The 14,376-nt window shown below is 47.0% G+C and carries 10 protein-coding genes and 4 tRNA genes; 1 reads left to right on the top strand and 13 read right to left on the bottom strand.

The features are described from left to right. Nucleotides 1-24 precede the first annotated feature (24 nt). From rpoB to CTT30_RS01230, 12 genes are all read right to left on the bottom strand, one after another. Nucleotides 25-4,053, bottom strand: coding sequence for a DNA-directed RNA polymerase subunit beta (rpoB, locus tag CTT30_RS01285; RefSeq protein WP_252035842.1), 4,029 nt, complete (start codon nt 4,051-4,053; stop codon nt 25-27). Between the two features lie 231 nt (nt 4,054-4,284). Next, on the bottom strand, nt 4,285-4,653 hold the full coding sequence (gene rplL / locus CTT30_RS01280) for a 50S ribosomal protein L7/L12 (protein WP_006957113.1): 369 nt from the start codon (nt 4,651-4,653) through the stop codon (nt 4,285-4,287). 58 nt (nt 4,654-4,711) lie between these two features. Further along, nucleotides 4,712-5,206 carry a 50S ribosomal protein L10 gene (gene rplJ, locus CTT30_RS01275; protein ID WP_006957114.1) on the bottom strand — a complete coding sequence of 165 codons (495 nt, stop codon included), beginning with the start codon at nt 5,204-5,206 and terminating at the stop codon, nt 4,712-4,714. A 280-nt stretch (nt 5,207-5,486) separates the two neighbouring features. Beyond that, complete coding sequence (rplA, locus tag CTT30_RS01270; protein ID WP_004747603.1) at nt 5,487-6,191, bottom strand: 50S ribosomal protein L1; 705 nt, start codon at nt 6,189-6,191, stop codon at nt 5,487-5,489. Between the two features lie 4 nt (nt 6,192-6,195). Continuing rightward, complete coding sequence (gene rplK, locus CTT30_RS01265; protein WP_006957115.1) at nt 6,196-6,624, bottom strand: 50S ribosomal protein L11; 429 nt, start codon at nt 6,622-6,624, stop codon at nt 6,196-6,198. A 143-nt stretch (nt 6,625-6,767) separates the two neighbouring features. Continuing rightward, nucleotides 6,768-7,316 (bottom strand): transcription termination/antitermination protein NusG, encoded by a 549-nt coding sequence (nusG, locus tag CTT30_RS01260; protein WP_239838041.1) that lies wholly within the window; start codon nt 7,314-7,316, stop codon nt 6,768-6,770. 13 nt (nt 7,317-7,329) lie between these two features. Next, nucleotides 7,330-7,710, bottom strand: coding sequence for a preprotein translocase subunit SecE (gene secE, locus CTT30_RS01255; protein WP_239838038.1), 381 nt, complete (start codon nt 7,708-7,710; stop codon nt 7,330-7,332). 276 nt (nt 7,711-7,986) lie between these two features. Next, nucleotides 7,987-9,171 carry an elongation factor Tu gene (gene tuf, locus CTT30_RS01250; RefSeq protein WP_038509321.1) on the bottom strand — a complete coding sequence of 395 codons (1,185 nt, stop codon included), beginning with the start codon at nt 9,169-9,171 and terminating at the stop codon, nt 7,987-7,989. A 134-nt stretch (nt 9,172-9,305) separates the two neighbouring features. After that, nucleotides 9,306-9,381 (bottom strand) — tRNA-Thr (locus CTT30_RS01245). A gap of 13 nt (nt 9,382-9,394) precedes the next feature. Beyond that, nucleotides 9,395-9,469: transfer RNA gene (locus CTT30_RS01240), tRNA-Gly, on the bottom strand. Between the two features lie 35 nt (nt 9,470-9,504). Further along, nucleotides 9,505-9,589 (bottom strand) — tRNA-Tyr (locus CTT30_RS01235). Nucleotides 9,590-9,624: 35 nt separating this feature from the next. Next, nucleotides 9,625-9,700, bottom strand: a tRNA-Thr gene (locus CTT30_RS01230). Between the two features lie 207 nt (nt 9,701-9,907). Here CTT30_RS01230 and coaA point away from each other — a divergent pair. Next, nucleotides 9,908-10,831 (top strand): type I pantothenate kinase, encoded by a 924-nt coding sequence (gene coaA, locus CTT30_RS01225; protein WP_239838035.1) that lies wholly within the window; start codon nt 9,908-9,910, stop codon nt 10,829-10,831. A gap of 50 nt (nt 10,832-10,881) precedes the next feature. Here the strand turns inward: coaA and CTT30_RS01220 are convergent, their stop codons facing one another. Beyond that, nucleotides 10,882-14,310: a PAS domain-containing hybrid sensor histidine kinase/response regulator gene (locus tag CTT30_RS01220; protein WP_252035840.1), complete on the bottom strand. Its 3,429-nt coding sequence runs from the start codon at nt 14,308-14,310 to the stop codon at nt 10,882-10,884. Nucleotides 14,311-14,376 lie beyond the last annotated feature (66 nt).

Here is a 14,376-nt window from a genome sequence, read left to right as displayed (position 1 = left end):
TTCAACCAAATAACCCCGTGGGGATTACTCTTCGTCTTCTAGCTCGATGTTGATACCTAGCGAGCGAATCTCTTTCAACAGTACGTTGAACGATTCTGGCATGCCAGGTTCCATGCTGTGGTTACCGTCTACGATGTTTTTGTACATCTTAGTACGGCCGTTAACGTCATCCGACTTAACCGTTAGCATTTCTTGAAGCGTGTAAGCAGCACCGTATGCTTCTAGTGCCCATACTTCCATCTCACCGAAACGCTGACCACCGAACTGAGCTTTACCACCAAGTGGTTGCTGAGTTACTAGGCTGTACGAACCAGTAGAACGAGCGTGCATCTTGTCATCAACAAGGTGGTTCAGTTTCAGCATGTACATGTAACCAACCGTTACAGGACGCTCAAACGCATCACCTGTGCGACCATCAAACAGCGTTAACTGACCAGATTCTGGCAAGTCACCGAGTTTGAGAAGCTCTTTGATTGACGTTTCATTCGCACCATCAAATACTGGTGTCGCGATTGGCAGACCACCACGCAGGTTGTTGATCAGCGTACGAACTTCATCATCAGAAAGCGATGCAATGTCGACTTGCTGACGAGTTTCGCCAAGATCGTAAACTTTCTGTAGGAAGTCACGGAACTTAGCCAGTTCTTGCTGCTCTTTCACCATTTGGTTGATCTTGTCACCGATGCCTTTCGCTGCCAGACCTAAGTGAACTTCTAGGATCTGACCGATGTTCATACGCGAAGGTACACCCAGTGGGTTCAGTACGATGTCAACCGGCTGGCCTTTCTCATCGTAAGGCATGTCTTCAACAGGGTTGATCTTAGAGATTACACCCTTGTTACCGTGACGACCCGCCATCTTATCACCAGGCTGGATACGACGTTTAACCGCAAGGTAAACCTTAACGATCTTCAGTACGCCAGGTGCGAGATCATCACCTTGTGTGATCTTACGACGCTTGGTTTCAAACTTCTTATCGAAATCAGCACGTAGCTCGTCATACTGCTCAGCAAGCTGTTCAAGTTGAGTCTGTTGAGCATCATCTTCAAGCGTTAACTCTAGCCACTTCTTACGATCGATAGTGTCTAGTTTCGCTTCAGTGTAACCACCATCGATGAGTACAGCTTTAACGCGGTTTAGAAGGCCACCCTCAAGAATCTGGAATTCTTCAGTCAGGTCTTTCTTCGCTTCTTTTAGCTGCATCTGTTCAATTTCAAGTGCACGTTTGTCTTTTTCGACACCGTCACGAGTAAATACTTGAACGTCGATGATCGTACCGGATACAGAGTTTGGTACGCGTAGAGACGTGTCTTTAACGTCTGATGCTTTCTCACCGAAGATAGCACGTAGTAGCTTCTCTTCAGGCGTTAGCTGAGTTTCACCTTTAGGCGTTACTTTACCTACAAGGATATCACCGCCTTTCACTTCCGCACCGATGTAAACGATACCTGACTCGTCTAGTTTAGACAGAGCAGATTCACCTACGTTTGGAATGTCAGCTGTAATTTCTTCAGCACCAAGCTTAGTATCACGCGCCACACAAGATAGCTCTTGAATGTGGATAGTCGTGAAACGGTCTTCTTGAACTACGCGCTCAGATACTAAAATCGAGTCTTCGAAGTTGTAACCGTTCCAAGGCATAAACGCGATACGCATGTTCTGACCAAGAGCTAGTTCACCAAGGTCTGTTGAAGGACCGTCAGCAAGAACGTCGCCACGTGCTACAGGTTCACCCGGCATCACACATGGACGCTGGTTGATACACGTGTTTTGGTTAGAACGAGTGTATTTAGTTAGGTTGTAGATATCGATACCTGCTTCGCCAGGGATCAGCTCGTCTTCGTTAACTTTAACAACGATACGAGAGGCATCTACAGACTGGATTACACCACCACGTTTCGCTACCGCTGTAACACCAGAGTCAACGGCGATGTTACGCTCGATACCAGTACCAACTAGAGGCTTGTCAGCCTTAAGTGTTGGAACGGCCTGACGTTGCATGTTCGCACCCATCAATGCACGGTTCGCATCATCGTGTTCTAGGAACGGGATAAGCGATGCAGCGATAGATACAACCTGGTTAGTTGCAACGTCCATGTAGTCAACATGTTCGCGTGGGTGTAGGCCAGATTCACCTTTCTGACGAGCTGTGATTAGCTCTTCAGCAAATGTACCTTGCTCAGAAAGTACCGTGTTCGCCTGAGCGATAACGTACTGACCTTCCTGAATAGCAGATAGGTAATCAACTTCGTCTGTTACTACACCATCTACTACGCGACGGTATGGAGTCTCAAGGAAACCGTACTCGTTACAACGTGCAAACGCAGATAGGGAGTTGATCAGACCGATGTTTGGACCTTCAGGCGTTTCGATAGGACACAGACGACCGTAGTGAGTTACGTGTACGTCACGTACTTCGAAGCCAGCACGTTCACGAGTAAGACCACCAGGACCCAAAGCAGAGATACGACGCTTGTGCGTAACTTCTGATAGCGGGTTGTTTTGGTCCATGAACTGTGACAGCTGTGAAGAGCCAAAGAATTCTTTAACCGCAGCAGAGATAGGCTTAGCGTTGATTAGGTCTTGAGGCATGATTGCATCAAGATCACCAAGGCTTAGACGCTCTTTAACAGCACGTTCAACACGTACTAGACCAACGCGGAATTGGTTTTCTGCCATTTCGCCAACAGAACGGATACGACGGTTACCTAGGTGGTCGATATCGTCCACTTCACCGATGCCGTTACGGATAGCGATAAGCTTCTTCATCACTTCAACGATATCAGTTTCGTCAAGTGTGCCTTGCTCTTGAGCATCTTCACGTTCGATAGAGCTGTTAAACTTCATACGACCAACAGTCGATAGATCGTAACGCTCTTCTGAGAAGAATAGGCTGTCGAATAGTGCTTCAGCAGCTTCTTTCGTTGGTGGCTCACCAGGGCGCATCATGCGGTAGATTTCTACCAGTGCAGAAATACGATCAACCGTGCTGTCGATACGTAGCGTGTCTGACATGAATGGACCGTGATCTAGGTCGTTCGTAAATAGAACTTCTAGAGCTTTATGGCCTGCCTGAGATAGATTCGCTAGTGCTTCAAGACTGATTTCTTGGTTAGCCGCAACGATGATCTCGCCAGTCGCTTCGTTGATGTAGTCTTTCGAAGACACTTTGCCTACGATGTACTCTACTGGTACTTCGATGTGCTCAACGCCATCTTTTTCAAGCTGACGGATGTGGCGTGCCGTTACACGACGGCCTGTTTCAACGTAAGTCTTGCCGTTTGCTTCGATATCGAATGACGCAGTTTCACCACGTAGACGATCAGGAACCAACTCCATAAGTAGAGTTTGATCTTTAACCTCGAAGTTCACCTTCTCAAAGAAGATGTCCAGGATCTCTTCTGTCGTCTTACCTAGTGCGCGAAGAATGATAGATGCTGGTAGCTTACGACGGCGGTCAATACGTACGTATAGGTTGTCCTTAGGATCAAACTCGAAATCAAGCCATGAACCACGGTAAGGAATGATACGTGCGTTATATAGAACTTTACCTGAAGAGTGGGTCTTACCTTTATCGCTGTCGAAGAATACACCTGGGCTTCTGTGCAGCTGGGATACGATAACCCTCTCGGTACCATTGATAACGAAGGTACCATTGTCTGTCATAAGCGGAATTTCGCCCATGTAGACTTCTTGTTCTTTAATGTCTTTTACAGTACCTGCTGGCGCGTCTTTATCAAAGATAACTAGGCGTAGTTTTACGCGAAGTGGTTTTGAGTAAGTTACGCCGCGAATTTGACATTCTTTAACATCAAAAACTGGCTCACCAAGACGGTAGCTAACGTATTGCAGCTCGGAATTGCCGTTGTAGCTCTGAATTGGAAATACAGAACGGAAAGCAGCTTCAAGACCGTATTGACCTTCAGGATCCTGTTCGATGAATTTTTCGAACGAATCGAGCTGGATCGATAGCAGGTATGGAATGTCCAACACTTGTGGACGAGTACCAAAGTCCTTACGGATGCGCTTTTTCTCGGTATAAGAGTAAACCATGGGGTTCCTCAGCTCGCTGATAAGTGACCCAAACTGTCTCCAATCGTTATGAGACAGTGACTAACACCTGTTTGAATGTAGTGACATTTCATTAAGCTGTAATGAAATGTTTTTTGCTAGGAACCTGGGTGCTCAAACAGCGGAAAAATCACCCAACCCCTACAGCGCAAAAAGGCCGGTGGTTATAAAACCACCAGCCATTAGCCGTTAGGCTAAGAAACTATGCAATAATTACTTAACAGTAACACTTGCACCAGCTTCTTCTAGCTGAGCTTTAAGAGCTTCAGCTTCATCTTTCTCGATGCCTTCTTTTAGAGGTGCAGGTGCGCCGTCTACTAGAGCTTTAGCTTCTTTAAGACCTAGGCCAGTTGCGCCACGTACTGCTTTGATTACAGCAACTTTGTTACCGCCAGCAGATTCTAGGATTACGTCGAATTCAGTTTGCTCAGCAGCAGCTTCGCCACCAGCAGCGCCGCCAGCTACAACAGCAGCAGCAGCAGAAACACCGAATTTCTCTTCCATTGCTTCGATTAGTTCAACAACTTGCATTACAGACATTTCTGCAACTGCGTCTAGGATTTGCTCGTTAGTAATAGACATAACAATTCTCTTTTAAAATCAACAATAAGTTTAATTAGCAACCAGTAAAAAGCAAGGCTTATGCCGCAGCTTCTTCTTTTTGATCGCGTAGTGCAGCGATAGTACGTACCAGCTTGCCTGCAGAAGCTTCTTTCATGCACATCATTAGGCGTGCAATTGCTTCGTCGTAAGTTGGTAGTGTCGCTAGTACTTCAGCATCAGTAACTGCGCCTTCGAATGCAGCAGCTTTGATCTCGAACTTGTCGTTCTCTTTAGCGAAGTCTTTGAAAAGACGCGCTGCGGCACCTGGGTGCTCGTTAGAGAATGCGATTAGAGTAGGACCAGTGAAAGTGTCTGTTAGACACTCGTAGTCTGTACCTTCAACCGCACGACGCGCTAGAGTATTACGAACAACTTTCAGGTAAACGCCCGCTTCACGAGCTTGTTTACGTAGAGAAGTCATCGCGCCTACTTCAACGCCACGAGAGTCAGCTACAACTGCAGAAAGTGCACCACTGGCAGCTTCGTTGACTTCAGCAACAATTGCTTTTTTGTCTTGAAGGTTTAAAGCCATCTTGGATTTACTCCTGGTTGTCGTTACACCACTCACTATTATCACAACAGTGAGAGCTATTGAGGTGCTTCCCAGAAGAAAGGTAACTATTTACATAGAGCTTTCTGTCAGTTCGGGCACCATCTACGTAGGGTAATTAAGTCTTTATTTATCAAATAAATTCAGACGCCTACGGTCTTGGACGGAGACTGGGTCTTAATTCTTACAGAACCAAAGTTCAGCCCCAACCACAAATATTAGGCGCGAAATTATACACAAATTTCGCGCCTAAGCAAATATATTAGTTTGCTAGAGTGTTCAGGCTAGCCTGATCAACAGCAACACCAGCACCCATAGTAGTAGAGATGCTTACTTTCTGCAGGAATGTACCCTTAGCAGAAGATGGCTTAGCTTTCTTCAGAGCAACTAGAAGTGCTTCTAGGTTCTCTTTGATCTGCTCAGCAGAGAAGTTTGCTTTACCGATAGTAGTGTGGATGATGCCGTTCTTGTCGTTACGGTAACGAACCTGACCAGCTTTAGCGTTCTTAACTGCTTCAGCAACGTTAGGAGTTACAGTACCAACTTTAGGGTTTGGCATTAGACCGCGAGGACCTAGGATAGTACCTAGTTGACCTACAACGCGCATTGCATCTGGAGAAGCAACAACTACGTCAAAGTTCATTTCGCCTTTCTTCACTTGCTCAGCAAGATCTTCCATACCAACGATATCTGCGCCAGCTTCTTTAGCTGCTTCAGCGTTTGCACCTTGAGTGAACACTGCAACGCGGATTTCGCGGCCAGTACCGTGAGGTAGTACAGTCGCACCACGTACGTTCTGGTCAGATTTACGAGCATCGATGCCTAGGTTAACAGCAACGTCTACAGACTCAACGAATTTAGCAGTTGCTAGTTCTTGAAGAAGAGCAACAGCTTCGTTGATTTCGTATTCTTTAGTTACGTCAACTTTTTCGCGGATTACGCGCATGCGCTTAGTTAGTTTTGCCATGATCTTAACCCTCTACCACTAGGCCCATTGAACGAGCAGTACCCGCGATTGAACGCTTCATTGCTTCGATGTCAGCACCAGTCATATCAGCAGCTTTAGTTTCTGCGATTTCTTGGATTTGAGCGTCAGTTACAGTACCCACTTTTTCAGTGTTTGGACGACCTGAACCAGACTTAACGCCAGCCGCTTTCTTAAGAAGAACTGCAGCAGGTGGAGTCTTAGTGATGAACGTGAAAGAACGGTCGTTGTATACAGTGATAACAACAGGAGTCGGGAGACCTTTCTCGATAGATTCTGTTTTTGCGTTAAACGCTTTACAGAATTCCATGATGTTAACACCGTGTTGACCTAGAGCAGGACCAACTGGTGGACTTGGGTTTGCCATACCAGCAGCAACTTGCAGCTTGATGTAAGCTTCAACTTTCTTAGCCATGATTTTTCCTAATTTTGGGTACAAACGCTAATCGACCGATCAGCTCCCCGTTTACGTAAATAACTTTTTGCTTCGACAGAAGCAAAAAGGCGCGAAATTATAGTCATAATTCGCGCCTTAAACAACCCTAAAAAGGTGTTTTTTTAATCAAGTTTTTCAACCTGACCAAACTCAAGCTCAACTGGTGTTGCACGACCAAAGATCGATACAGACACTTTCAGGCGGCTCTTCTCATAATCCACTTCTTCAACCGTACCGTTGAAGTCAGCAAATGGACCATCAGTAACACGTACCACTTCACCGGCTTCGTACATAGTACGCGGGCGAGGAGACTCGCTCGCTTTCTCAAGACGGTTAAGGATAGCATCAGCTTCTTTATCAGTGATAGGAGCTGGACGGTCAGAGGTACCACCAATGAAGCCCATGACACGCGGCACGCTGCGTACTAAGTGCCATGATTCATCGTTCATAATCATCTGAACGAGGACGTAACCTGGGAAGAATTTACGCTCAGACTTACGACGTTGACCTGCACGCATTTCCACTACTTCTTCAGTAGGAACAAGAACTTCACCAAACAGCTCTTCCATGCCATGCATTTTGATATGCTCGCGAAGAGACTGAGCTACACGGCCTTCAAATCCAGAGAAGGCTTGAACCACATACCAGCGTTTTTTAGGAGCTTCACTCATGAATTAAAACCCTCTATACCCCAGTCACAAAGTTGACAAGACGAACCATAATGCCGTCAATGCCCCAAAGTGCTAGAGCCATTACAATACTTACAGCTAAAACGATCAAAGTAGTTTGCATAGTTTCTTGACGTGTAGGCCAAACCACTTTACGAACTTCCATACGAGATTCTTTAGCGAACTCGATCGCAGCTTTACCTTTTGTTGTTGTAGCAGCAACACCTAGTGCCGCAGCAATCAATACAACAACACCTGCAGCGCGAATCACTACAGACATTTCACCATACAGGTAATTACCCACAACAGCGGCAGTCAGCAGAACGAAAGTGACAATCCACTTGAAGATATCTGCGCCATTTGAGCTTTCAGGAGTTTCAGCATTATTTGCTTTCATAAAACCAAACCTGTCACAAGTCTTAATATAGACGACAACAACCCCGCTGTTGCAGGGCAAATCCATGAGACGCTAACCTTACTCGATTGGCGAACTCTCTTAATGACCAAGAAGCAACATCTTGGGCAAAAAATCCTGCTTAATATTTGCTTGGATAAGAAATTAGCAAACATTATATTTAGTGCAGAAAAAGGGCATCAAATGATGCCCTTTTTGCTACTGGTTCGTCAAATCTTATTCAAAGATTTTTCAGAAGTCTTCAGCAATTCCTAAGAATTAGTCGAAGATCTTAGCAACAACACCAGCACCTACTGTACGGCCACCTTCACGGATCGCGAAACGAAGACCTTCGTCCATTGCGATTGGTGCGATTAGCTCTACAGTCATCTTGATGTTATCGCCTGGCATTACCATTTCTACGCCTTCTGGTAGCTCGATGTTACCAGTTACGTCAGTTGTACGGAAGTAGAACTGTGGACGGTAGCCTTTGAAGAACGGAGTATGACGGCCGCCTTCGTCTTTAGAAAGTACGTATACTTCTGACTCGAACTTAGTGTGTGGGTTGATTGACTTAGGAGCTGCTAGTACTTGACCACGCTCTACTTCGTCACGCTTAGTACCACGTAGAAGTGCACCAACGTTCTCACCCGCACGACCTTCGTCTAGAAGCTTACGGAACATCTCAACACCAGTACAAGTAGTTGTTGTAGTTTCTTTAATACCTACGATTTCTACTTCGTCACCTACTGTTAGGATACCACGCTCGATACGACCAGTTACTACTGTACCACGACCTTGGATTGAGAATACGTCTTCGATAGGCATTAGGAATGGCTGATCGATTGCACGCTCTGGCTCTGGGATGTAGTTGTCTAGTGCTTCTGCTAGCTCAACGATTTTCGCTTCCCACTGCTCTTCGCCGTTTAGGGCGCCTAGTGCAGAACCTTGGATAACTGGTAGGTCATCACCTGGGAAATCGTACTCAGATAGAAGTTCACGAACTTCCATTTCTACTAGCTCAAGTAGCTCTTCATCGTCAACCATGTCACATTTGTTCATGAATACGATGATGTATGGGATACCAACCTGACGGCCTAGTAGGATGTGCTCACGAGTTTGTGGCATTGGGCCATCTGTCGCAGCAACAACTAGGATACCACCGTCCATCTGTGCAGCACCTGTGATCATGTTCTTAACATAATCCGCGTGTCCTGGACAGTCTACGTGTGCGTAGTGACGAGTTGGAGTGTCGTACTCAACGTGAGATGTTGCGATTGTGATACCGCGCTCACGCTCTTCTGGAGCGTTATCGATTGATGCGAAGTCTTTCGCTTCACCGCCGTACACTTTAGATAGAGTTGTACAGATTGCAGCAGTTAGAGTTGTTTTACCGTGGTCAACGTGGCCGATAGTACCAACGTTTACGTGCGGTTTCGTACGTTCAAATTTTTCTTTAGACATGAGTTGTCCCTCTAGGTACGGATTTAGGTGGCTTTGATGACCACGCAACCAAAAAGTCTTGGTGATAAACTTCTCTTAATCACTAAACGTAGTTTAGTTAAAAGAAAGTATCAAAAGGAAACATTGCTTAGAGCTGGTGCTGATAGGCAGACTCGAACTGCCGACCTCATCCTTACCAAGGATGCGCTCTACCACCTGAGCTATATCAGCACTCAAATTAGAGTGGAGCGGGCAGCGGGAATCGAACCCGCATCATCAGCTTGGAAGGCTGAGGTAATAGCCATTATACGATGCCCGCAACACGTAACTCTGAGAGCTATTTCCTTAAGAATATGGTGGAGGGGGACGGATTCGAACCATCGAAGGCAGTGCCAGCAGATTTACAGTCTGATCCCTTTGGCCACTCGGGAACCCCTCCAAATTTTTCATCCATTCCTCTCATAAAAGGAGAAATGGTGCCGACTACCGGAATCGAACTGGTGACCTACTGATTACAAGTCAGTTGCTCTACCTACTGAGCTAAGTCGGCATAAGTGGTGCGCATTCTATTGAAGGATTATCGACCTTGCAATAGCTAAATTAAAAAAAAACCAGATTTTATCCACTTTCGGTTTGTTTGCTGAAAAATCACACAAAATCATCGACAAAACGGCCTCTTCCTTGCCTTGTCATTTGGCAATTTGCACAGGTTGTTGTATTTTCGCAGCTCTTATCGCGAATCTCAGTTAGGAAGACTATGACGCCATATCTCTCTTTTAACCGTCAACAATGGGCAGAACTACGTAATTCTGTCCCTATGACGCTATCCGAAGAGGATCTTATCGAGCTACAAGGCGTCAATGAAAGCCTGACGATGGAAGAAGCTGTTGAGATCTATCTGCCATTGGCGCGACTTCTCAACTTATATATCGCAGCGAGGCAAAGTCGCAATTCTGTACTGAACAACTTTCTCGGCAATCAAGAAAGTGCGCCACCTTTTATCATTGGTATTGCAGGCAGTGTCGCGGTCGGTAAGAGCACTACGGCTCGCTTATTAAAAGCTTTGCTATCCCGTTGGGAAAACCACCCCAAAGTCGAACTGGTGACGACAGATGGTTTTCTGTACCCGAAAAAAATACTCAATGATCGCGGGATCATGCATCGTAAAGGTTTCCCAGAGTCTTATGACATCAAGCGTTTGGTAGAGTTTGTTTCTGATGTAAAAGCCGGAAAGCCCAACCTCGAAGTTCCGGTCTACTCGCATATTACTTATGACATTACCGATGAGGTAAAGGTCGTTGATCGACCTGATGTGTTGATCATTGAAGGGTTGAATGTACTTCAAAGTGGGATGGACTACCCTCATGATCCCCATCGTGTATTTGTTTCCGATTTCTTAGATTTCTCTTTGTACGTTGATGCAAAAAGCGATGTGATTGAGCAGTGGTACGTAGAACGGTTCTTAAAGTTCCGTTTCGGCGCATTTACCAAACCTGGTTCTTACTTTAGCCACTACACAGAACTCACAGAAAAAGCAGCGATAGAAAAAGCACATTCAATCTGGCAATCCATCAATGGCATTAACCTAACAGCCAATATATTACCGACCAAAGGGCGTGCTCAGCTGATTTTGAAAAAAGGCCAAGATCACAGAGTAGAAGAAATATTACTCAGAAAATAGCACACTGTAATGGCTCAATGTGAGTTAATGCAGCGAGCCTTTATTCGCAGTTACACCCGATTGAGGACTGCCCTGAGCTTGAGCGGTTTGACTGGCTTAGGAATAAAGCTAAATCCGTTAGATTTAATCCCCTCCATCATGTCGTTGGTTCGATCCGCACTGATGATCACACCTTTAAAACTATCTCCTAAACGCAGTCGACATTGCTGTAAAACTTCAAGCCCAGTGCGACCATTATCCAAGCGGTAATCAGAGAGAATTACATCAGGCAGCCACTCTTCGTCTAGACACTTCAAACTCGTTACCAAGTCAGTCGCCGTGCGCACATTACATCCCCAGCGCGCCAGCAAGTTTTCCATCCCGACCAAGATTTCCGGCTCATTGTCGACACAGAGTACATTCAGGTGACTAAGATCAGAGACGGCAGCTGAAGGCGCTGCTTGCGGCTGTACCAAAGCTTCATTGCTACGATTGAGCGTAATTGAGAACACGCTACCTTTACCTGGCCAAGATCGCATGGCAATCTGATGACCCAGCACGTGGGCGATGCCTTTCGAAATCGCTAAACCAAGTCCAAGCCCTTGATCCGAACGCACCTGACTACCGCGGGTAAACTCTTCAAAAATTTCCTGCTGTTTGTCTTCATCGATACCGGTGCCGTTATCCCACACTTCAATCCTCGCCTGTTGACCTACCCGCCTTACCCCTAGCACCACCTTGCCTTTGGGATTGTAACGGAAAGCATTGGTCAGGAAGTTCTGCACCACCCTGCGCAGCAGTTTCGGGTCAGATTGAACAATCAGCTGGCTTGGCACCATCTCAAACTCAATCCCCTGCTGTTTTGCCAATGCACTGAATTCAGCGTTTAGATTGGAGAGAACGTCATTAATTGCAAAGCCATGCACATTAATATCAAGTTTGCCTGACTCCAACCGAGAGATATCAAGCAAGTCACCGATCAGATCTTCAGCGGCCTCCAAAGCGCTTTCAATATGCTTGGAGAGGCGCTTGGTTTCCTCTTCTTGTGCCACCTCAGACAATGATGAAGCAAATAAGCGTGCGGCATTGAGCGGTTGCATCAGATCATGACTGACCGCCGCAAGAAAGCGCGATTTCGATTGAGATTCATGCTCGGAACGTTGAGTGGCAGAGACCAGCTGTTTGTTGAGTTGCTCCAGCTCTTGAGTTCGTTCATGCACCCGTTCTTCCAAACTTTCGTTAGCGTCTTTCAGTGCCTGCTCTGCATCACGGAACACCGTAATGTCAGTAAAACTCATCACAAAACCACCGCCGGGCATCGGGTTGCCCTGCACTTCAATAACCCGACCATCAGGCCGAACTCGTGAAGAAGTATGACGGGTGCCTTGTTCAAGGTGATAGATACGGCGACGGACATGGTCTTCTGGGTCACCGGGGCCACATAGCCCCTGCTCAGCATTGTGACGAATCACATCCGCGATCGGCCTTCCCACCTGAATCAACCCTTGAGGAAAAACAAACAGCTCCAGATATCGTTGGTTCCATGCCACCAGGCGAAGCTGCTTATCCACCACAGCAATACCTTGGCCAATATGCTCAATCGCCCCTTGGAGAAGCCCGCGGCTAAAGTCGTACAGCTCAGAGGCTTCATCGACAATAGTCGCAACTTCTTCCAGTTGCATGTTGCGCCCTTGCAGGGCAGAGGTCAGGACCAACTTTGCTGAAGAGGCGCCAAAGACGCCAGCCAACACTCGCTCCGTATGGCGGATTAAACTGGCAGGTGCCTGCTGATTTGGCAACATAGTTTCGTGTTGCTGGGCCCAGTACTGTTCAAAGGCGTTTCGAACCCTTTGCCGGCCCACGAATCTCGATGCCAGCATTTCCAGCTCCCCTACCGTCACGCGGCTTTGGTAGAGGCTGATGTTCTCACTTTCTGGCATTGGCGTACCGACAAAAGACGCCGACTGCAAACGCTCACTCAGACTTGAACGCGTCATTAACGAAACCACTACATAGCACAGCGCGTTGATCGTCACGCTGAGGACAATTCCCCAGTCAGAACCTTTAATACCTGCAGCCTGTAAAGCCTCTGGCGGTGTCACTAGCCACAGAAGGAAGTTACTGTTGGCATCGCCAGCCAGCATATCGGTCTGACTCATTAAGGTAATAAGCCATAAGCCAAAGCCAAACGCGAGGCCAACATAGACCCCTTTTCGGTTACCATTTCGCCAGTACATTCCACCCAGAAGAGCAGGCGCGAACTGAGTAATCGCTGCAAATGAAAGAAAGCCAATCGCCGATAGGGAGTGGATATTGCCCAGTGCCTGATAGAAGCCCCATGCACCAAGTAACAGCAATAGAATCAAACCACGTCGAATAACCAGTAATAAGCCTGAAAAGTGGCGGTGGTTTCGCTGAGCAAGCTTCATCCGGCGCAGCAACAGCGGCATCACCAAATCGTTCGACACCATGATGGCTAACGCAATGGTCGAGACAATAACCATGCCGCTAGCGGCAGACGTCCCACCGAGAAAAGCCAGCAAAGCAATATCCTGTGCACCTACGGCCATCGGTAAGCTAATCACATACGTATCAGGGCTCGCACTACTAAGCAGCCCCTGCCCTACCCAAGCAATAGGCAAAACAAAGATCCCCATCAACACCAGATAGACGGGGAATAACCAGCGCGCCGTATGCAAGTCCTGCGCGCGCTCGTTTTCCACTACCATGGTATGGAACTGACGCGGCAGACAGACAATCGCCATCATGGTCAGCACAGTATGAATTAATAATGTCGGCAGGTTTGGTGACTGATAGGTGTCAGAGGCAATCGACATCAGCTCGATGTCGCTGCGATTGAGTGCCAGATAGAGGATGAAACACCCAACGACGAGGAATGCCACCAGCTTGACGAGCGACTCATATGCGATCGCCATCATCATTCCGCGATGATGCTCTGTGTTGTCGATGTGGCGCGTACCGAACAACATGGTAAATATCGCCAATGCACCAACCACAAACCAAGATACATCCATGCCCTGAGCGTTAAATGCTTCCGGTAATTCCGGAGAAACGATCTCCAACCCCATGGTAATGCCACGCAGCTGTAAGGCGATGTAGGGCAAGATCCCCGCAACCGCTATCAATGTAACCACCACAGCCAGGCCTTGAGATTTACCATAGCGAGCAGCGATAAAATCGGCAATCGATGTGATGTGTTCTCGTTTCGCAGTGATCACCAAACGTGCCAGTACACGCCAACCAAGAGTAAACACCAGTATCGGCGCAATATAAATCGGCAGGAAGGACCACGGATTGTCACTAGCTTGGCCCACCGTGCCGTAGAAAGTCCATGAAGTACAATAGACCGCAATCGACAGACTGTAGATCCACGGCCGCCAGCGAGCTAGCCAACGATGCTGCTTATCGCCATACCAAGCAATGAGAAAGAGGAGTCCGAGGTACATCAGTGATACGGTGATCACTAGCCAGCCTTGCATCTGATTTCCTTATCGTATTGAAGTCTGCTGCGTTATTTATACAAACAAAAACCTCTCCATATTGGA

The organism is Vibrio coralliilyticus (assembly GCF_024449095.1).
Classification (GTDB): domain Bacteria; phylum Pseudomonadota; class Gammaproteobacteria; order Enterobacterales; family Vibrionaceae; genus Vibrio; species Vibrio coralliilyticus_A.
The sequence above is the reverse complement of the archived record's forward strand: the minus strand, read 5'-3'. Positions and strand labels throughout refer to the sequence as shown.